This window comes from Lysinibacillus sp. FSL M8-0355 (assembly GCF_038008985.1).
GTDB lineage: Bacteria > Bacillota > Bacilli > Bacillales_A > Planococcaceae > Lysinibacillus > Lysinibacillus fusiformis_D.
Map to the genome: position 1 here is coordinate 3,984,845 of NZ_JBBPAI010000001.1, position 20,698 is coordinate 4,005,542.

Sequence of the window (20,698 nt, forward strand, 5' to 3'; positions counted from 1 at the left end):
CTCACTCCTCTTCTTGTTTTATATTTTATCAAAAATTAGCAAATGATACAGGTTTGAGTATGATAGAATGTACTTACATATACGTTAAGGGGGAAATTCTCATGAGCGATTGCCTATTTTGCAAAATTATTGACGGATCTATTCCAAGTACCAAAGTTTACGAGGACGATCATGTCTATGCATTTACAGACATCTCACCTGTTGCAAAAGGTCATACATTATTAATTCCAAAGCATCACTGTCAAGATCTATTTGAAATGCCAGAGGATGTAGCACGTAATCTATATGCAGTTGCACCAAAAATCGCTAATGCTATTAAAGCAGCATTTCAGCCAATAGGTATGAATACGATTAATAACAATGGTGCTGCCGCTGGACAAACTGTTTTCCACTACCACTTACATTTTATTCCGCGTTACGATGAAAAAGAAGGACTAGGCTTAATTTGGCAGACTCAAAAATATTCACCAGAGCAGTTAGCTGAAGTTGCAGAAAGTATTAAAGCCAATCTATAAGTCATTTGTAATATATTAACATTAAAATGTTCAGAAAACTGTATTGCAAATTGAAAAATTTTGGCGTACAATCACAAATAAGTTTCGCTAACGATCAAGAGGATACGTTAGGAGACAAATAGATTAGCTTAGTCGAGGAGAGATACAGATGAATACAAAAAATTTAGTATTAATGGCATTATTAGTAGGTGTCGGTGCAGCCCTTTATGTGGTGACACCAGGTATGGTGAATGGCATGAAACCTGATTTCATGTTAACAATGATGTTTATTGGCATTTTATTGTTCCCCACTGTGAAAGAAACGTTCTTACTTTCGCTTTCAACAGGCGTACTTTCAGGTTTATTTACAACATTCCCAGCAGGTCTTGTCCCAAATATTATTGATAAAGCAGTAACAGGCTTTGTCTTTTTAGCCGCTTTATTGATTCTCAAAAAACTAGCAAATCATTTCGCTGTATCAGCTATCTTAGTTGGATTAGGAACTATTCTTTCAGGAACTGTCTTTTTAGCCGTAGCACTTTTTGTGTTCAATGCAAATGTTGGTGCAACGTTTGCGATGTTATTTATTGGCGTTGTCCTGCCAGCTGTCGCATTTAATGTCGTTGCTTTTGCCGTCATTTATCCCATTGTCACAAAATTAGTGAAGCGTTCTAAATTCAATACAGCCATTTCTCAAATATCATAAACACTTACTTAAAATAATTAAAAGAAACTAAACGGTGATGGTAAATCACTCGTCTAGTTTCTTTTTTCTTTTTGTATTTGTACAATTCATGGTTTAATAGTAGATAAACATGACTAGAAATGAGGTATCAATATGAAAGCAAAACCATTTTTACTTGGACTAACAACAGGCATTATCGGTGGGACAGTCGCTGTACTTTTTTCAACGCCACAATCAGGACAACAGCTACGTGCTTCTGTCAAACAAAATGTCGATCAGACAAAAGGAATGCTCCTTGATGTCAAACAACAAGTAGGGACTGTTAAACAATCTGTCAACACTTTAACAATTGAAGTAAAAAATAATATCCCACAAATAATAAATGATTTAAAACAAACAATTACAACTTTCACTGAAGAAATCGAACCAACTAAAAATAATTTGCAACAAGAATTAGATGCATTACAGAATTCGATTAGCGAAATCGAGAAAAACATTGCACAAATTACAGAAAATAAGAAAAAACCACAAGAAAAAGTTAGCGACTAAAGTCCTTTTCGAATGGTAAAAAATCTATTTTTTTATCAAAAATCATTACTATAATATTATTTTTTAACCACTTTTCAATTTTTTAATTTTTCTAACTTTAAACTTTTTTTCTTTACTGCTATAATATTTTTAAAAATGTGAAAGAAAGCAGTAGGTGATGGCTTTGTCAGAGGAATTATATACACAAAAAGAAGCGATGCTTTATAGTCAAAGAATCGCACAGTTATCTAAAGCGCTATGGAAAGCGGTAGAAAAAGATTGGCAACAATGGATTAAACCTTATGATCTAAATATTAATGAACACCATATTTTATGGATTTCATATCATTTAAAAGGAGCATCCATTTCAGATGTAGCAAAATTTGGCGTGATGCACGTTTCTACCGCATTTAATTTCTCCAAAAAGTTAGAAGAGCGTGGCTTCCTTAAATTTTCGAAGCGTGATGACGACAAACGTAATACTTACGTGGAGCTAACTGAAACTGGGACAGAACTCATTATAGAGATGAATAAAAACTACCATAATACGTATCATTCCGTATTAGAAGGATCACTAGCATTAAAAGATCTATATGGCCGTTTCCCAGATTTTTTAGATGTGATGGCTGTTATTCGTAATATTTATGGTGAGGATTTCATCGATATTTTCGAACGTTCCTTCCAACATTTCCGCGATTCCTTTGACACACTAGAAGAACGCACACCTGTAAAAGGATAAGACGAAGCTTCAAACTGCACAAAATTTTTCCTGCCCTTATTTATTAGTTGAACATAATGAGGTATACTACTGTTCATTCAGGAATAAATCATGTGAAAGGAGGTATTTCAGAAATATTTCTGAAATACCTCCTTTTTCTTGCATTCTAACATCATTCAATTTACATTAAATAGGACACTTCCTATTTCGGAGTTGATACTAAGCCATGCATTGTTGGAAAATTTTAAATCTAGAACATCATTACGGTACTACGCGTATTATTATAATGAGTGTTATTACCTTTTTGTCGGTCTTTTCTGTTTCGTATGTATTGTTTAATTTATTCAACGAGGAGCATTATACAGATCGTTTATTCTGGCTCTTTGTCATAGCAGCCTTAACACTTTATCCAGTTCATAAATTTTTACATTTTCTGGCACTATACGATTTACGCCAGCATTTAAAATTGCGTGTACGTACTCAATTTTATATAATTCCAGTTTTACACATGCGTATTCGTGAGCCTTTATCAAAAAATCGTTACATCTTAGCATTACTTACGCCTTTTATCATTCTAAACACAAGTATTATAATAGGAACTTGGCTTTTACCGGCATATACACATTATGGTACATTGCTGCTAGCCTATCATTGTAGTCTATGTTTGATTGATATCCTTTACGTGAAATACCTTTTGCACTCACCTAAAAATTCGCAAATAGAGGAAACTCCTAAAGGTTATGAAATTTTAGTTCCACCAACCGTTCACTAAATGCTTGTACTTGTTTTTTAATGACGTTCTTTGTTATGCTATTACTATTGAAAGAGGGGAGGAATAGACTTGCTATTAATGATTGTAGTTCTATTCTCGGTATTCTATTTATTTCAAATTAACCGCATGACATATGCTCTATGCATGCGACGTGAAATTCCCGAAGAAAACCAACCAAAAATATTCCGAACTATAAATATACTTATTACCATATTACTTGTCTCATTCTATATTGAAATTTTATATGCAGTATAACAGTACATCCGCGCCCGTCCGCACGCTCGAAGAATAAGTCAAGCCCCCCATGCAACAACTTTTTCTAACCAAGAAGATTGGTAGTATCTAAGGCATGCGGCGCGAATGTCTAACATTGTTAAGAAAAGCTAAGAGTTAGAGCTCTTAGCTTTTCGCTGTTTTATTAATTAGTATAGGAACGCTGCACCAACGATAATTAATAAAATAAATAACACAACTAATAAAGCAAAGCCTGAGCCGTAGCCACCGCCACCGTATCCTCCGTTGCCCATAACTTCACCCCCTTTCTTTTCTATATCCTATGCGCTTCAAAATTTGAAATATAGGCAATACTCAAGGGGGAACCATTTTGTTTTTAAAACGTTTATGTTATAGTAAAAAATGGACGAAACCATGTTAGGAGAGAATATCCACTATGAAAAAGACAGTTTTATCTTTAACTCTAGCTGCATCTGTATTAGCGCTTGGTGCTTGTAGCGGCGGAGACAGCAAAGCAATCGTTACTTCTAAAGTGGGCGATATTTCAGTAGCTGATTTTAATGAAACAGCAAAAACTTTAGCGGGGTCTGTAGTACTACAACAATTAGTTGCAGAGAAGGTTCTCGCAAGTAAATATGATGTAACTGATAAAGAAATTCAAGCCAGATACGATGAATATTCCACACAGTATGGTGATGGCTTAAAAGACATGTTAGCCCAAAGTGGTTTAAATGATGAATCATTTAAAGAAAATTTTTTAAGATTAGAAATCTTACAAGATAAAGCTTTAAAAGATCAAGCAATTAAAGAAGAAGATGTGAAAAAATACTACGAGCAAATGAAAACGGAACTTAATGGTCGTCATATTTTAGTAGCAGATGAAAAAACAGCTAAAGAAGTTATTGAAAAAATTAAGGGTGGCGCTAAGTTTGAGGATGTAGCAAAAGAGTACTCAACAGACACAGGTTCTGCTCAAAAAGGTGGAGAGCTTGGATGGTTCTCTGTTGGTTCAATGGTTGATGAATTTAACAACGCTGCTTATGCGCTAGAATTAAACACTTTAAGTGAGCCAGTAAAGTCTAGCTTTGGCTATCACATAATTGAAATTACGGACAAGCGTGATGTGGAAGGTGTGGGATCATTTAAGGAAGAAGAAGACAACATTCGTTCACAAATGCTAGCTAAATTAATGAACAATGGCGAAGGTCAACAATTACTTAAAGATATAGTAGCAAAAATGGCCAAAGACGCGAATGTTAAAACATCTGATAAGGAATTAAAAGCAGCTTTAGAATCCCTTACAACAACAAGTGAAGAACAAGTAAAAGCAGCTGAGGAAGCAGCTAAAAAAGCTGAAGAGAAAGCAGCCACTGAAAGCAAAGATGAAAATACTGAAAAAGAAGGTAAATAAATTTTATTTATAAGGTTTTGAAAAGGGTTACGCTAGGTTAGTCTGGCGTAACCCTTTGACATTTATATTGTTTGATACAATCTTTAAAAGTAAATAATAAAAAAATATACTCACTTGAATATGGTATAGTGTCAGACGCAAACCTATATATTAAAAGGTATTGGTTCACAACAAACGCAAAGGATTTTTTATATAAAAAAGGTTCTTCACCAAAAGTCATGGGTGACAAAATCAGCGACCTGTTTCTAAACGTAAACGAAGAAATAAACGGTCTTCATTTCGATAGCCAAAACCACGTCTTTTGATGAGTTTAATTTTATTATTTGTGCCTTCCATCATGCCATTTGATAGCGGTGAAATAATGGTATCCAGCAATGCTTTTTCACGTGTTATCAATGTTTTTGCGATTTTAGAAACGGCACCACAAAGATGAAATTGATACCTTTTAAACCATTCTGTTAATCGTCGTTTTGCTTGTGTCATCGTTGTCGCTTTCAGTACATAACGCATATGATTCAATGCTTGATAAATATGTTTTGTAGGCAAATCTTCCTTGTGCCACTGTGCAACAAATCCACGTTCTTCTTCCGTCAATTGTTCAGGTTTTCGTGCCGAACAACGGTCAATGAATCGCAATTTATGTTGCTTTTTGGCTTCTCCTGAATACCGTCGTCTTCGCTGCTGGGCTTCGGTAAAAAATTGCACGAGATGAAAGCGATCCAGCACATGAATCGCAGTTGGATAAACGGCTTGAATTGCGTTCGCCATCGCTGGAGCAAAATCACTGACCACCGCACGAATAGGCCCTGTTACTTTCTGTAAAACAGCAGTAATTACGTCTTGATTTCGGTGAGGAACAATCGCCAAAATACGACCTGTGTCGGCATTTAAAACACTGGTCGCATAATGATGTCCTTTGCGCAAAGCGAACTCGTCTACACAGATAGTTGTGGCAATTTCTTCGGTTAATTCATCAGCTGCCAGCAAGTAATACCAACGCTCAACAGTCGTGTAGGGTAGTTCATATTCACGTGCTACATCAGCAATGGAACGACCGTGGCAATGCCTCACAAGTTCTCTACGAAACAGAGCCGAAGTCATAGGTAAATGTGAGGTCGCAAGCAACACAACGATGACGTGGAATCGCCATCTCAATCCAAATAAATCCAAGGTGCCAAGCATAGCCATGACGAAAACGACGTAATGTTTGTGCATGACGAATTGTTTTTTTTGGCAAGTTGGACATGGCACTGAATAAACACCTAATGTAATAGGAAATACATTTGGTTCTTCATCAGATGGAAAAGAAACTTTGAAAAAAGATGGTAACGGTAATAGCATTTTGATAAACTTGGAGTACAAAGCGAAAACTCCTCTCGTGGTTTGTCTCGACAACAATTACGATACGTGAGTTTTCGCTTTTCTTCTATAAGAAAATGTAAAATTATTGAATTAATAGAAAATCAACCACAAGTTATGGTGAAGAACCATAAAAAAAACAAAATTTACTATTTTTTATAATATGGTATAATTATATTGTAATTTATTTAATATCTATTTTTTACATAAAATTCATTTTCAAAAATGTTTTTTTGTAATTCGGTTAGATATTTTAACTTACATTACTCTAGACAAAATAGGAGATGATATTTATGAAAAAAGTAAAATTATTCGTTGGTATTTTAGCAACATCTACATTTTTATTTTCGGGAGCAATTGTACCATCTGCACAAGCAAGTCAACCAAGTGCTACATCTAATGCTCAAATTCAAGGAAATATTATAACGCCTTACAAAGGGGAAAATGTATCAAGAAGTATTTCTTTTGAAGGAAGAATAATTCCACCTACTTTCCTCGATTATGGGTCAAGAGGACGCCTTATGCTTGGAAATTGGTATTATATAGAAAGTGAAAACAGAACAGTAGCTCATTATACAGGATGGCTTATCCATCCATAACTAAAAAAAGCGCCTCAATTATTATGAATTGACCCCTTTGGGTTATACAAAACAAAGAAGCATCTTCACTTGAATTTAGGGTAATATATCCTAACATCTATTGGAGATGCCTTTTTTTATAGGAAATAAAATTATTCATCACTAAAAAAGTAAAATTAAAGAAAATAAAAATGAAGTTATAAGGTATTCCCATAAAGATTAAATTAGAAGAATTATATTCGAAATGACAAACAAATTGAAACACGGACACGACGGTATAAGTTGGGTGATGCATCATTTCAAACAGCCTGTGGGGAAGCAATATACTTTTGGGAAAGGTACAGATGGTCTTAACAAATGGAGTTTGAAAAAAATTTACAAAGCAACAAATCGAGGTTTTAAAAAGTACGCCAAATCCCCAATTGAGTCGTTTCAGGCGACACTAAAAGCAGAAACATTTTATCTGGACGGATTAATTCGCACTAAAACGACCATCATAGATCAAACCGTGAAGATTTATATAAAATATTATTACAATACTCTAAATCAATTGAAATTGAACAACCAGTCTCCGATTAATTATCGGAAACTGGTTGGATGATGCTTTTTGAGACTATCTCACTTATGGGATTCTGTATTGGGGCACTTTTTTAATCAGAGAGTAATGAGTAAAATTAAAATGTATCTACTCCATCACTTCATTAACCCTACACTAAGAAAACTTGGAGAGTTACTCCATAAATCAATTGTCATCCCCAAATGAACATAAACTAACCTTCTGTTTATCTTATAAAAATGTTGGCTTATAAAATGAACGATTATCAAGTGGGAAAAGCCGCTCAGTAAATTCACCTGGTGTCGTTTTCCCTAATGCTCTTGTTAGCATGTTCATCTTCGCGTCTATATTATCAATATAATGTAAGATTTCCGCTTCTTGAAGCATCGGTTTTTTCGGACTCCCCCACTCTTCTTTCCCATGGTGAGACAATACCATATGCTGCAACAGCATGACTTCTTCGCCTTCAATTTCTAGCTCACTTGCAATTTTGGCAATTTCATTCACCATAATGGTAATGTGACCTAATAAATTGCCCTCCACTGTATACATCGTGGCAACAGGCCCAGACAACTCCACAACCTTGCCAATATCATGCAAAATAATGCCTGCATATAACAGGTCACGATTAAGTGTTGGATATAAATCAGCAATGGCTTTTCCTAGTTTGAGCATGGACACCATATGATCTAATAAACCAGACGCATAGTCATGATGGTTTTTAGTTGCTGCCGGAAAAACTAAGATGGCATCATAATGTTTTTTAATAGCCGCTCTTGTAATACGTGAGATATTTGGATTTTTAATATCAAAGAAAAATTGTGTCAATTCTTCATACAATTGTTCTTTTGGTGTTGCAGAGGATGGTACTAAATCATCGATCGCAATACCTTCCTCTGGCTTGGCAACACGAATAGATTTGATACGCAATTGATTCTTTCCTCTATAGTCGTGAATCTCTCCACCTACACGTACAATGGCCTCAGCATGATACATTTTTTCATGATCCTCATTTGTATCCCAGAGCTTTGCCTCAATATCTCCACTTTTATCTTGTAGTAATAGCGACATAAATGGCTTTCCAACGGTTGTAACACCTTTTGTCGCTTGTTTTATTAATAAAAATTGATCAACTGCTTCTCCAACTTGGAGCGTCGTAATCCCTTTCATGTTGACGCCACTCCCCTTTCATTTGCTAATGCTCCTATATCGACAATTTGCTCTTTCTGCCAATGTTTGAGCATTGTATCATGACAAGTAAAATATAAAATTTGACGTTCATATCCTACTTCTTTCATTAATTGTACCATTTTGTTTGTACGGTTTCGATCAAAATGGACAAATGGATCGTCCATAATAATTGGAAATGGAGCAGTGCTCACTAGTGTTTTTGCAAGGGCCAGACGTAATGCAATATAGGCTTGTTCTTTGGTAGCCTGAGATAATTCAGCCATTTGATAACGTAATCCTGCTACATCTTGTGCAACAAAATAACCTTCATCATGAATCGAAAGTTTATCGTATCTTCCCCCTGTTAGTAAACGGAAAATCGCATTCACCTCCACAAGGACATGAGGTAATTTTTCTTCACGTAGGCGGAATAATGTTTCGTGAATGGCTGTCGCAACAGCTTTTTTAGTTGCCCATTGCTCAATCAGCTGCTGCAATTCTGCTTTCTCCTGCTCAAACTGTTGTAGCAATTGCCCATACTTTTCATCATTTAATAGCTGATCTTTTTCAATGAGCAAAGCAGCACGTTGCGCAAGACATTGGTCGATCGCTAGCTGCGTTGAATTTTGCTCTTGTTCTAAAGCATGTATATCCTCGTTAACAGTATCCTCCACTAGACTCTCTCGCTGTGGAAGATTGAGTGAGGCGAGTTGAGCCTGAACCGTTTGTAACTCTGTCATGATGTTTTTTTGCTGCTCAAATTGCTCATACATTTCATAATAAGCCTGCTCGTTTGGAACTTGTGCTTCATTCAATAGCTCAGCCATTTCAGTTGTATAACGGTCCAGTTTTGATTGCCCACCATCCATTTTTATCTTCAGGCCAGCTAGCTGTTCTTTTGTTTGCTGTACTTGCTGTTGATGTTGTTGTGCTTCAAGGTAGGCTGTCCGTAAATACATATATATTTCCTGTTCATCATAGGCTCCCTCTAAAACCTGTTGAAGCTGTTTATAAATATGCTGCTTTTCTTTTTGAACTTCTTGCATAAGGCTTAGGGTACTATTTTTTTTAGCTGCTAGCTCTTGCACACTCCGAATACGCATAAATAATTCGGGCATTAACGTTCTGGCGATTGTTCCCTGTAATCGATAACGTTTTAAAAAATGCTGGAGTGTGTGAGTGGCTTCTTCAATCTCTATCTCAGCCTGTTGAATTTTATATTCAAGAGAAGCGTATTGCTGCTCCTTCTCCTTTTGCTGTTCATTGACGTGTACCCAACGATCTTCATATCTTTGCTTCTTTAATAGCACCGCTTGTACCGTCATTTCCTCCTGCTCTAACTCTCGAAGAAGGGAACTATGCTCTTTACTAGTAGGCTCATCCGCTTGTTTAACATATCGGATAAATAACAGAGTCAGCAATGATAAAACAGCTCCGATAATGGTCGTAACTATGTTTTTTTCAAATACACCATAAATCAATGACAATAAACCGATTAGCAGTACAAGCCAGCTAAAATAATGAGGTTGCTTTTGTTTACTACGTTGCGATTTGGCCGCACGTAATTGCTCAAGCTTACGCTTTTGTTGGGGCCACTGTGCTAAAATATGTTCTTCTTCATTTGTTAATGACTCTTGCATGAGCCGTTGCTTTTGTTTGGCAATTGTCTCTAATTCTAGATGGACTTGCTCTAGTGAGCGTAGATGAAACTTTAGCTCGTCCTCTGCCTCCTCCAATTTACTTAATTGAAGCTGAAATTGTTGTTCCTGCTGGAGTGAAACCGTTTCTTCGAGAAGATTCTCCTGTGCCTCTGTCTCGAGTACGCCTAATAAACGAAACTGTGCTTTTATTTCTTGCTCAAACATAAAGAGATCATCATGTAAATTTTGCTCCTTCACCATCAGCTGATGCCACGTTGCCTCTTTTTGCATAAGACGAGCCATTTCATTGACTGTATGCTCATCCGCTATGGTAAGTACTTGATTTTGTAATGTTTGATATTGCTCCTTTAATTGCATTAGCTGCTGGCTTTCGTGTAATAGACGATCCTTTAATTGCTCATAGCGTCTTATACCTTCTGGCGGAAACTGTACATGTTGATAATTGACCAGTGTCTGCTGTAAAATCTGTTGCTGTTTGAGGAGAGGTAGTGCCTGCTTTTGAATCGTTAACTGCTGCCATTGTTGTTGCAGCAGTTTTTGCGTACTATAAAGCTTTTCTAGATTATGCTCAAGTAGTTGTAATTGCTTTAATTTGTCCTCAAATGTTAGAATCTTTCCCTGCTCCTGTTTAATCGTACGCTCAAGCTGCTTTAATTGCTCAACCTTTTGATTAATCACGGGTACTTTACCTGTTTTTTTAAACAGCTCATTTGCCTCTTTCTCCATCTTCTTTTCAAGAGCTGATAAATGTTGAACCCCTGTTGTGCCAGAGGCTAGTAGCAAATGGGTTAGCTCCTCCTCTGACATTTTTTCAATGCCCTGTAGCTCATGCAATGAAAATGAAAAAATGGATTCAAAGGACGTTCTAGAATACCCATATAAAAGCTTAGTTAATAGTTCCTCGTGTCCCGTTGTTCCATCCTCTAGATAAACAGAAACATCGCCCGCTGCCTTTCCTTTCACACGTTCAATAGTGCACTGGCCATAAATAGGATGCACGAGTGTGAGCTGACCACCATATTTCGTCGAAACTTTTGGTTCATATTTGCGCTGTGTCTGCTGCCGTATGGGGAAACCAAAGAGCATTTGTAGTATAAACTGCTGAATCGTCGTCTTTCCTGCTTCATTTAATCCATAAAAAATAGTGACACCCTCATTTAAGGAAATGGTGATGTTTTCATGCTTACCAAAGCCATATATTTGGATTTTTTGTATAGTCAGCATGTGATCACGCCCTTTGAATTTCTTCTGCCAATAATGCCTGTGCATTTTGCGTTAAGTTTTCAATATCCTTGTCACTTAGTGGCTCTATCAGCCTTGCACCACCAGCATATTGGTATAAATCTTTTAGAATATCTTTCCATTCATTACTGTCCCACTGCTCCATTAAGCTGACAACGGATTGAGTTGCTACTGTCTGCTCATAAAGACTTGCTGTCTTCTGCAATACCAACTTTTGTACCCAACACATCGGCTCAATGCCTTCCTCCGTCTCTCGCACAGTATCTAACCATGCATCTACAGTTGCGTGTTCAAATAAAGCTTCCGTTTGTTCATCAATGTTTTGCAGGTGAAGCTCAACTACTGATGCCCCGTACTTCGTCCTATTCGTTGTGATCGCTTCCGAACATCTTTTTAGTAATTCATTGGCATGTACAACATTCGTACAATCCACTTCTATCGTGTTATAAACGACAGTAGATGTAGGGATAAAATCTAGCTCATTCGATGTTTGGGATAACGTCACGTCATAAAAGCCTTTCAGTCCTTGTTCTTTACGATGTCGACTTTGAATATTGCCTGGATAAACAATGGGAGGGTTTTGATGTAAAAGCTGTCGTTTATGAATATGTCCCAAAGCCCAATAATGATAGTTCTTTTCTATCAACTGCTGCTTAGTGAAGGGGGCGTAAACATCATGGGTCGTGTTGCCTGCCTCACTGCCGTGTAGCATACCAATATGAATGGCATGCTGATCCTGTGCAATTGGATAACTTTCAATAACTGATTCCTTTAAATGGCGTTCATGATAGCTGAAACCATATATATTTACTTGCTGGCCTCGGATTTTTAATTGAACCACGGTCGTTTCCGCTGGTAGTTCATAGACATTGCTTGGCAAAGCAAAGCGTGTCCAAGTGCCATTTAAATGATCGTGGTTACCATAGCTCACAATCACAGGGATGTTGTGTTGGAAGAGCTTTTCCATTGCATCCTGAAATCTTCGTTGTGCTTGCAAGCTACGATTTTCACCATCATAAATATCTCCAACAATTAATATAAAATCAGGTTTCTCTTGAATTGCTTTATGGATAATTTTATCGAATGCTTCAAAAGTACTCGACCTAATGTTCTTTAAAATGTGCTCAGGTAATCCAAATAAACCTTTAAATGGACTATCTAAATGTAAATCTGCCAAATGAAAAAAACGAATTGCTGTCATCCAATCACCTCAAATAGTAGATAATTATCGCCTCTGTACCGTAATATGTTCACTAAACAAAACCGAATATTTGTTCTATTTTATCATAGTTCACGTTTTATGAAAAATGGTATTACATAAAAAACAGCATTGCCTTACTTTTTCCACAATTTTCGTAATTTATCAAAAAATTCACTAGTTTTACCGTGAAGTTTATAAATCTTCTATGTATAATAGAAATATATTTAAGTAAAAGGGTGGGGTTTGTATGGAGAATTATCGTTTTACAGCTTTTGAAAAAACAGGGGAAACATTATTTGATGAAACTTGGACATTTGAAAATGATGAGGCTGCTAAACTAAACGGACAACAACAAATTGAGGAAAAAGGTGTTGCCGACAAAACTCATCGTCTTGTAAACGCTTCGGGTAAATTAATTTTATTCCATGTTTAGTGGCTAAAAGGCACGTAGTCAATGTTGCTACGCGCCTTTTATGATTGTTATTTTCCTACAAAGACAGGCATTCTTTTCTCTACAAATGCATGAATGCCTTCTAGATGATCTGTTGTTTTACGCATAGCGGATTGCCCCTCTGCTTCTAAAGCTAGGATATTTTCTAGCTGAGGCAAATTTTGAGCATGTAGAATTTTTTTCGTTGTAATCATGGAAGAAATAGGTGACGCAAGCATTTTACCAACAAGCTGATCTGCCATGGCAAATACAGTACCCTCTGGTGCAATAAAGTCAATAAGCCCTTCATCTAATGCTTCTTTTGCTGTTAATACCTTCCCCTCCCAAATCATCTGTTTCGCTTTAACAGTCCCCACACGTTCCTTCATGAAGAAATGACCACCTCCATCTGGGATTAGTCCTATTCCAATGAAATTCATAGCTAGCTTACTATTTTCACAAGCCACAACTATATCTGCCCCAAGTGTTAGACTAAACCCTAGACCTGCCGATGCACCATGAACAGCCGCAATCACAATCATTGGTAACTGATAATACGCTTTCACAATACGTGAAAGATAGACCATTGCCTCATCAATATTTAATGGTTTATTTTCATCTAACATAGCCTTGATATCGCCACCCGCAGAAAAGACTTTTCCTTCTCCACGAATAACAAGCACCTGTATATTTTGTTCCTGTTGGAGAGCCTCAAAGCATTCTGCGAGTTCTCGCATCATAACATCATCCATAGCATTCATCGCCTGCGGACGATTCAATGTTAACGTTGCACGACGTTCTAATTTTTCTAAAGTAATCGTTGAAAATTCCATCTCTATTACCCCCAAATATGAATAGTCATTCACTATGTACTATTCGTGTTTTTTTAGAAAACTCCTTCTACTCTAAGCAAAATTGCTCTTGTTATGCTATATTAAAGGACGAATATTGAGTTAAAGGTGGTAACGTATTTTGATACAGAAGGACTATCGTGTATTACTTTATTATAAATATATTACAATTGAAGACCCTGTAGCATTTGCAGAAGAACATTTAGCATTATGTAAAGAAATTGGACTTCTTGGACGTATTTTAGTAGGCTCTGAAGGCATTAATGGCACCGTTTCTGGTACCGTTGAGCAAACAGATGCTTATAGGAATCATATGAAGGCAGATGCTCGTTTTAGTGATATTATGTGGAAAATCGATGAGGTGGAAGGACATACCTTTAAGAAAATGCATGTACGTCCTCGTCAGGAAATTGTCCATTTAGGTTTGGAGCATGATATTAATCCTTTGGAAATCACAGGCGATTATTTATCGCCTAAAGAATTTATGGAACAAATGCAAGAAGAGAACACTGTGATTATCGACGCCCGAAATGACTATGAATATGATATTGGTCATTTCAAAGGTGCTGTACGACCTGATATTGAAACCTTCCGTGACCTTCCAGCTTGGATGGAAGCACATAAAGAAGATTTTTCAGATAAAAAGATTTTAACTTACTGCACAGGTGGTATTCGCTGTGAAAAATTCTCTGGTTGGCTAAAACGTGAAGGCTATGGTAAAAGTGTTGGTCAATTACACGGTGGTATTGCAACCTATGCAAAAGATCCTGAAGTAAAGGGCCAGCTATGGGATGGTCAGATGTTTGTTTTTGACCGTCGTCGAAGTGTACCGATTAATCAGGTTGAGCATGTCATCGTTGGGAAGGATTACTTCACAGGTGAACCTTCTGAACGTTATACAAACTGTGCAAACCCTGAATGTCATAAATTAATGTTATGTGAGGAAAAACACGAAGCATTTTATATGCGTAGCTGTTCAGATGATTGCCGCCGTGCAGAACGCAATTTCTTTGTCGAAGAGAATGGTTGGACGAAGGAGCAGGTTGAGGAGCAAATTGCTAAGATTGCAGAGATTCAAAACGCAAATCGTTAATACTTGGTGAGATAGGGTTTAGCCGTGTGCGTAAATGGTCTAAACCTTAAAATAGTAAGCCATCTACTAGCCCATCCAAAAAGAGCATCGTCCTGATGAACGATGCTCTTTTTCTTATTATTCCTGCGCTAAATAGCGCCCAACCTGCCGTCCACTAAATAAACAGCCTCCGACAAATGTCCCTTCTAAAGCACGATAGCCATGAACACCCCCGCCACCGAAGCCACTTACTTCACCAGCAGCAAATAAACCTGGTATAGGTTGACCATCCATACCCAACACCGCACCATTTAAATTTGTTTGTAAGCCACCCAAGGTTTTCCTAGTTAGAATGTTTAAACGTACGGCAATTAATGGCCAATTTTTAGTATCTAGAATTTTATGTGGTTTGGCAACACGCACTAATTTATCTCCAATATAATGCCTTGCCCCATGAATAGCGTTAACCTGTAAATCCTTCGTAAACTTATTGTCCATTTCTCGATCCCTTGCCAAGATTTGCTCTTTCACTTTCATGAAATCCAGTAGCTCATTCCCTGCTAGTTTATTCATGCCTTCTACTAGTTCTTTTAAATCATGTGCAATCACAAAATCTTCGCCATGATTTTTAAAAGCTTGGATAGGGGCTGGTGGACCTGGCATTATACGCTTAAGCACATCACTAATGCTTTTGTTTGTTAAATCTGGGTTTTGTTCTGAACCAGATAGTGCAAATTCCTTCTCAATAATTTTTTCCGTTAAAATAAACCAAGAGTAATCATAACCTGTTTTTTGAATTGCCTCTAACGTACTGAGCGTATCAAAGCCTGGGAAGTTGGGTGCATGGAATCGATTACCTTCTGCATCAAACCATAAGGAGGAAGGCCCTGGTAAAATACGAATGCCATGGTTGGGCCAAATTGGATCCCAATTTCTTAATCCCTCTGTGTAATGCCACATGCGATCGCGGTTTACAATACGTCCTCCAGCATGTTCTGTGATTTCTAGCATTCTCCCATCAACGTAAGCTGGCACACCACATACCATATTTTTAGGAGGAGTCCCAAGTCGTGCAGGCCAATTTTTTCTTACTAAATCAAAATTAGCCCCAATACCGCCACTTGCTACAATCACGGCATCGGCTTCGTAGGAAAATTCGCCAATCCCCAATCTCGAACTTTTTTCACCTCGATTAATAAAGGTTTCTGCTAGCACTGTTCCACTGATTCCTGTAATTGTTCCATCATGTTGTATAAATTCATCCACACGATGTCTTGGTCTAAAATCGATAAATCCATCTTTCATAGCTTGCTTTACTTTATTTACAAACGGCTTTACTATGCCAGGACCAGTTCCCCATACAATATGAAATCTTGGTACAGAATTGCCATGTCCTCCCGCTAAAGAGCCTCCCCGTTCTGCCCATCCAACCACAGGGAAAAATTTAATACCTTTTGACTTTAACCAGTCATATTTTTCACCTGCAGCAAAATCAACATAGGCTCTGGCCCATTTATAAGCCCAGGAATCCTCATCTTCTAAACGATCAAAGCCTGCAGTTCCTTGCCAATCTTGCCACGCCAGTTCTTTACTATCTTTAATTCCAAGCCTTCGCTGCTCTGGAGAATTTACTAAAAATATCCCACCAAAAGACCAATATGCCTGTCCCCCTATTGAATTTTCAGGCTCTTGATCTACTAAAAGAACTTTTTTCTTTGCATCGATTAACTCACAAGCAGCAACTAAACCCGCAAGTCCAGCACCAACTATTGCAACATCGTACTGCATTTTTACACCCCCAAATCAAATCATCCTTAACTAACATTCTTCTCTCACAGCCTGTTTACCTTCTAAAATCTAATTTTTTGTCTAAAATGTGACAAGCGAAAATGTTCGCTTTCTTACACTAAAATCATCAAGGAATAGCATAAATCATCTAATTTATTCCATTTAATTACCATATAATTTTTTAACCGTAAACTACATGGAACACTGATACTATCGCACTTTTCAAATATCGTTAACGCTTTCATTGTATCCTCCAAAAAGACGAATATTAAACACTAAGAAAACAAATAATGTTCGTTTTTAGTTATTATTCAGACTTTTGAAGTCTATATTTTTTAAGTTTTTCAGAAATATCGTTGACAAAGGTGAACAATAGGGATTATGATGTTAACAAATTTAATCACACAAAATATAACGACGGAGACATACTAGTCACAAGAAAATCCAAAGAGAGCTGATGGTTGGTGTAAATCAGTGATTTCTACGATAATAGTTCCACTCCAGAATAGATAAGCCGAACAACTTAACAGTAAGCTTATCCGTCCCATGCGCGTTACGCATATAGCTAAGACTGCCAGAATAAATTTTCCAGCAGTGATTAAGGGTGGTACCGCGAACCAATGTTTATTCAGCCTTTCGCCCCTTACAACACAATAACTGTGTCTGTAAGGCGTGGAAGGCTTTTTATATTGTTTTCGATTTAGAAAGGAGATCGTTTGCATGCTGTAAGATGTTCGAATTTTACAAATTTCAGACTGTCGTAGATAAATCCACAACCCATATTTATTAAAAAGGAGCTAATTATAATGACTACTGCAACAAAAAACATTAACGTATTTATCGCTGATCCACTAAGTGAGGATGGTATTTTCCCATTACGTCAGGAGCAAGATTTAGATTTAAACATTATTGTGGACACTGGTCTTGCACCAGAACAATTAATCGCTAAAATTGCAGATGTGGATGTATTACTTGTTCGTTCTCAAACAACTGTGACACGTGAAGTGATCGAAGCAGCTAAAAACTTAAAATTAATTGGTCGTGCTGGTGTGGGTGTCGATAATATTGACCTTGCTGCTGCTACTGAACATGGCATTATCGTTGTCAACGCACCAGATGGTAACACAAACTCAGCTGCTGAGCATACAATCGCAATGATGACTTCACTTGCCCGTCATATTCCACAAGCTTTTAATACATTAAAAAATGGAAAATGGGATCGCAAATCTTATGTTGGTGTTGAGCTAAAAAATAAAACGTTGGGTGTTGTAGGCTTTGGACGAATCGGTGTTGAAGTAGCTTATCGTGCAAAAGGTCAACGTATGAATGTTATGGCATACGATCCTTTCCTAACAGATGAACGTGCAAAAGAATTAGGTGTAACAAAAGCAACAGTTGAAGAAATTTGCGAAGCAGCAGATTTCATTACAGTTCATACACCACTTCTTCCTGAAACACGTAATCTTATTAATAAAGAAAAATTTGCGATGATGAAAGATGGCGTGCGTATCATTAACTGTGCACGTGGTGGAATTATCAATGAAGATGATTTATATGATGCAATCGTAGCAGGAAAAGTAGCTGGTGCTGCCCTAGATGTATTTGTTTCTGAACCAGCAACAGATCATAAGCTACTGACATTACCACAGGTAATCGCAACGCCTCACTTAGGTGCATCGACAATTGAAGCACAAGAATCTGTTGCGGTTGATGTATCAAACGACATCATTAAATTTTATAAAACAGGTACCGTAACAAACCCTGTAAACATGCCATCTATTCCGAAAGAGCTTCTTGCACAAGTTGAGCCTTTCTTTGAATTAGCTGAAAAACTTGGTTCATTCCTATCACAATTAACAACAGAGCCTGTAAAAGAAATCAACCTATCTTATGCTGGTGAAGTAGCAAACTATGATGTACGTCCATTAACTTCAAATGCACTAAAAGGCTTATTAGCAAAAAATCATGGTAATCATGTAAATGATGTCAATGCCCGTTACTTATCTGAACGTATCGGCATGAAAATTAATGAGCACAAAACAACAACTGCTAAAGGCTTTACAAGCTTAATTACGATTGAAATTATTACTGCTAATGAAACACATACAGTAGCTGGTACATTATTAAACGGTTTAGGTGCACGTATCGTAAAAGTAGAAGACTATGTTGTGGACGTCATTCCACAAGGTCACCTTCTTTACATTAAAAATACGGACAAACCAGGTGCAATTGGCCGTGTAGCAACAAAGCTTGCAGAAAAAGAAATCAATATCGCAACAATGCAAGTTGGCCGTGCACAGGTTGGTGGTACAGCGGTTATGATGCTAACGGTTGATAATGTTGTAACTGAAGAAGATTTAGTTTTTGTAGCACAGCTTGAAAACATTGATGAGGTAAAAGCCATTAACCTATAATTAATCATAACAAGAAGCAGGGAGTCTCTACTCTCTGCTTTTTATTTTGGTAAAATGATACTTTTCTAAGGGTTCTTCGTCTTTAAAGAAAAGGAGGTGTACAGCTTGAAGATAGAAGAAATATTTTACTTACATAACCACACCATTTTTAAATACTTATATTACTTACTAAATGATGAAAAATTAGCGGAGGATTATACACAGGAAACCTTTGTCCGTTATTTGAAACATCACCAAACAATAAAAGAAGGAGCCGATCTCGCTTGGTTGCGGTGCACTGCACGTAACCTTGCCTATGATCATTATCGTCGAAAAAGGATAATTCAGTTTGTCCCTTTTTTACAACAGCATGAAGAACAAGCGTCACCTTCTCCTCATCAATGGCTGATGCAACAAGAAGATGCCAAGATGCTATATCTTGCTATTCGTAAACTAAAAATCACCTATCGTGATGTAATCATTCTGCGCAAAATAGAGGGACTATCCATCGAGGAAACCTGCACTATCCTTGGCTGGAATGAGGGAAAAGTAAAAAACACATTAAAACGAGCACTCATCGCATTAAAAAAACAGTTAGGAGGTGAGATGGATGAAGAATGATAAGAAGACATGGCAACACTTAGATGATTTAATGTTATCTGATCAGCAGCAAAAAAAATTATTACGCAATATGACAGAGCCCTCAGTAATTAATAAACAAAAGACTAAAAATAGATGGAAAATTCCTTCTGTGTCATTGCTATTTATAGTAGTTCTTTCTATATTACTATTATCTTTTGTTCAAAGTCCTACTAATTCTCCTACAACAATGGATTCCTCCAAAGCAATCCAACGAATCTATTTAAAGGAGAATATGAACAAGGAAACCTTTATAGCACAGGATTCTTGCCTTTATGTTCCTCAGCAATGCTATGCTCATGCAAAGGCTATCACACAGCTACAACAAAATTGGGACAACGCTTCTCCTGTAACAATATCCGCTAGTCAGTGGAAAAGTGGTACTATCTATGATATTTTGATTCTCTATAATGACCGTACACAAGAGAAATGGAAGGTACTCAATAACAAGATTTTCTTCAATGTTGAAACACAGCAAGCCTTTCTGATTGAAGAGTCATTTGACTCACTACGCTATTTTTATGATGAGAAGCGGTCGACGAAACTTATTATTGGGAACATTTTCATCCTACTTATGCATTTCATACTGTGGATTGCTAAAAAAAGAATGCCTTATACAGAACGTCGCTTTTTTGCTGCGACAGTTGAGCATGCCATTGCCAATGCCATCATGCTCGTGTTGTTTGGAGGTATTTCATTTGTTATCTATTTTGTACACCATACTATTCATGCAGTAATTATTTATGGCCTTTTCTCACTCTACTCCTTTATGCAAATCTATTATCGTAAAAAGGCTGGTGAACCTCAGGGTTACTTAATAGCTAGCGCTCTTGTCCAGCTTTGTCTAGCTATAGCTTTTACATGTTTATATCTTGGACTAAATGTCTATTTTTAACAAAAAATGTACTGACTCCAT

The 20,698-nt window shown here is 37.0% G+C and carries 20 protein-coding genes and 1 pseudogene; 14 read left to right on the top strand and 7 right to left on the bottom strand.

Going from position 1 to position 20,698, the window contains the following annotated elements; all coding sequences use genetic code 11:
* Positions 1 to 101: 101 nt before the first annotated feature.
* From MKY46_RS19440 to MKY46_RS19465, 6 genes are all read left to right on the top strand, one after another.
* Positions 102 to 515 (top strand): HIT family protein, encoded by a 414-nt coding sequence (locus tag MKY46_RS19440; protein WP_036117412.1) that lies wholly within the window; start codon positions 102 to 104, stop codon positions 513 to 515.
* Positions 516 to 663: 148 nt separating this feature from the next.
* Complete coding sequence (locus tag MKY46_RS19445) at positions 664 to 1,200, top strand: tryptophan transporter (protein ID WP_036117414.1); 537 nt, start codon at positions 664 to 666, stop codon at positions 1,198 to 1,200.
* Between the two features lie 132 nt (positions 1,201 to 1,332).
* Positions 1,333 to 1,728 carry a YtxH domain-containing protein gene (locus MKY46_RS19450; protein WP_036117416.1) on the top strand — a complete coding sequence of 132 codons (396 nt, stop codon included), beginning with the start codon at positions 1,333 to 1,335 and terminating at the stop codon, positions 1,726 to 1,728.
* Between the two features lie 157 nt (positions 1,729 to 1,885).
* On the top strand, positions 1,886 to 2,446 hold the full coding sequence (locus MKY46_RS19455) for an HTH-type transcriptional regulator Hpr (RefSeq protein ID WP_036117418.1): 561 nt from the start codon (positions 1,886 to 1,888) through the stop codon (positions 2,444 to 2,446).
* Positions 2,447 to 2,651: 205 nt separating this feature from the next.
* A complete protein-coding gene (locus MKY46_RS19460) occupies positions 2,652 to 3,197 on the top strand; it encodes a DUF3267 domain-containing protein (protein WP_036118042.1) in 546 nt (181 codons plus the stop codon).
* 69 nt (positions 3,198 to 3,266) lie between these two features.
* Entirely contained in the window at positions 3,267 to 3,452 is a 186-nt protein-coding gene (locus MKY46_RS19465) for a hypothetical protein (RefSeq protein WP_008173337.1), read from the top strand.
* Positions 3,453 to 3,619: 167 nt separating this feature from the next.
* Here MKY46_RS19465 and MKY46_RS19470 read toward each other — a convergent pair whose 3' ends face one another.
* Positions 3,620 to 3,724: a YjcZ family sporulation protein gene (locus MKY46_RS19470; RefSeq protein WP_004230765.1), complete on the bottom strand. Its 105-nt coding sequence runs from the start codon at positions 3,722 to 3,724 to the stop codon at positions 3,620 to 3,622.
* A gap of 143 nt (positions 3,725 to 3,867) precedes the next feature.
* Here MKY46_RS19470 and MKY46_RS19475 point away from each other — a divergent pair, with 143 nt between their 5' ends.
* On the top strand, positions 3,868 to 4,842 hold the full coding sequence (locus MKY46_RS19475) for a peptidylprolyl isomerase (RefSeq protein ID WP_036118045.1): 975 nt from the start codon (positions 3,868 to 3,870) through the stop codon (positions 4,840 to 4,842).
* Between the two features lie 231 nt (positions 4,843 to 5,073).
* On the opposite strand, the gene MKY46_RS19480 is transcribed toward MKY46_RS19475, so the two are convergent.
* Complete coding sequence (locus MKY46_RS19480; protein ID WP_051891573.1) at positions 5,074 to 6,204, bottom strand: ISL3 family transposase; 1,131 nt, start codon at positions 6,202 to 6,204, stop codon at positions 5,074 to 5,076.
* A 290-nt stretch (positions 6,205 to 6,494) separates the two neighbouring features.
* Between MKY46_RS19480 and MKY46_RS19485 the strand changes: the two genes are divergently transcribed.
* Both MKY46_RS19485 and MKY46_RS23850 read left to right on the top strand, forming a co-directional pair.
* Complete coding sequence (locus tag MKY46_RS19485; RefSeq protein ID WP_036118048.1) at positions 6,495 to 6,800, top strand: hypothetical protein; 306 nt, start codon at positions 6,495 to 6,497, stop codon at positions 6,798 to 6,800.
* 400 nt (positions 6,801 to 7,200) lie between these two features.
* Positions 7,201 to 7,380: pseudogene (locus tag MKY46_RS23850) on the top strand (IS3 family transposase); the annotation flags it as partial.
* A gap of 186 nt (positions 7,381 to 7,566) precedes the next feature.
* Here the strand turns inward: MKY46_RS23850 and yhaM are convergent.
* The 3 genes from yhaM to MKY46_RS19505 are packed head-to-tail and all read right to left on the bottom strand — an operon-like array spanning position 7,567 to position 12,609.
* Positions 7,567 to 8,505: a 3'-5' exoribonuclease YhaM gene (gene yhaM / locus MKY46_RS19495; RefSeq protein WP_036118052.1), complete on the bottom strand. Its 939-nt coding sequence runs from the start codon at positions 8,503 to 8,505 to the stop codon at positions 7,567 to 7,569.
* The gene (locus MKY46_RS19500) at positions 8,502 to 11,390 is read right to left on the bottom strand and encodes an ATP-binding protein (protein WP_036118054.1); all 2,889 of its coding nucleotides are present in this window, start codon (positions 11,388 to 11,390) and stop codon (positions 8,502 to 8,504) included. The genes yhaM and MKY46_RS19500 overlap by 4 nt, the downstream gene beginning before the upstream one ends.
* Positions 11,391 to 11,394: 4 nt before the next feature.
* Positions 11,395 to 12,609 (bottom strand): metallophosphoesterase family protein, encoded by a 1,215-nt coding sequence (locus MKY46_RS19505; protein ID WP_036118057.1) that lies wholly within the window; start codon positions 12,607 to 12,609, stop codon positions 11,395 to 11,397.
* Between the two features lie 247 nt (positions 12,610 to 12,856).
* On the opposite strand from MKY46_RS19505, the gene MKY46_RS19510 reads away from it, so the two are divergent.
* Complete coding sequence (locus MKY46_RS19510; protein ID WP_036075853.1) at positions 12,857 to 13,042, top strand: YhzD family protein; 186 nt, start codon at positions 12,857 to 12,859, stop codon at positions 13,040 to 13,042.
* Positions 13,043 to 13,089: 47 nt separating this feature from the next.
* Here MKY46_RS19510 and MKY46_RS19515 read toward each other — a convergent pair whose 3' ends face one another.
* Positions 13,090 to 13,872, bottom strand: a complete 783-nt coding sequence (locus tag MKY46_RS19515; RefSeq protein WP_036118062.1) for an enoyl-CoA hydratase — start codon at positions 13,870 to 13,872, stop codon at positions 13,090 to 13,092.
* Between the two features lie 139 nt (positions 13,873 to 14,011).
* Between MKY46_RS19515 and trhO the strand changes: the two genes are divergently transcribed.
* Positions 14,012 to 14,983, top strand: a complete 972-nt coding sequence (trhO, locus tag MKY46_RS19520; protein WP_036118065.1) for an oxygen-dependent tRNA uridine(34) hydroxylase TrhO — start codon at positions 14,012 to 14,014, stop codon at positions 14,981 to 14,983.
* 117 nt (positions 14,984 to 15,100) lie between these two features.
* On the opposite strand, the gene MKY46_RS19525 is transcribed toward trhO, so the two are convergent.
* Entirely contained in the window at positions 15,101 to 16,750 is a 1,650-nt protein-coding gene (locus MKY46_RS19525; RefSeq protein WP_036118069.1) for an FAD-binding dehydrogenase, read from the bottom strand.
* Positions 16,751 to 17,556: 806 nt separating this feature from the next.
* Here MKY46_RS19525 and serA point away from each other — a divergent pair.
* The 3 genes from serA (at position 17,557) to MKY46_RS19540 (ending at position 20,677) form a co-directional block, all read left to right on the top strand.
* The gene (serA, locus tag MKY46_RS19530; RefSeq protein ID WP_036118072.1) at positions 17,557 to 19,164 is read left to right on the top strand and encodes a phosphoglycerate dehydrogenase; all 1,608 of its coding nucleotides are present in this window, start codon (positions 17,557 to 17,559) and stop codon (positions 19,162 to 19,164) included.
* A 96-nt stretch (positions 19,165 to 19,260) separates the two neighbouring features.
* Positions 19,261 to 19,764, top strand: coding sequence for an RNA polymerase sigma factor (locus tag MKY46_RS19535; protein ID WP_230593750.1), 504 nt, complete (start codon positions 19,261 to 19,263; stop codon positions 19,762 to 19,764).
* Entirely contained in the window at positions 19,754 to 20,677 is a 924-nt protein-coding gene (locus MKY46_RS19540; protein ID WP_036118076.1) for a hypothetical protein, read from the top strand. Before MKY46_RS19535 ends, MKY46_RS19540 begins: the two co-directional genes overlap by 11 nt.
* The last annotated feature ends 21 nt before the right edge of the window (positions 20,678 to 20,698 follow it).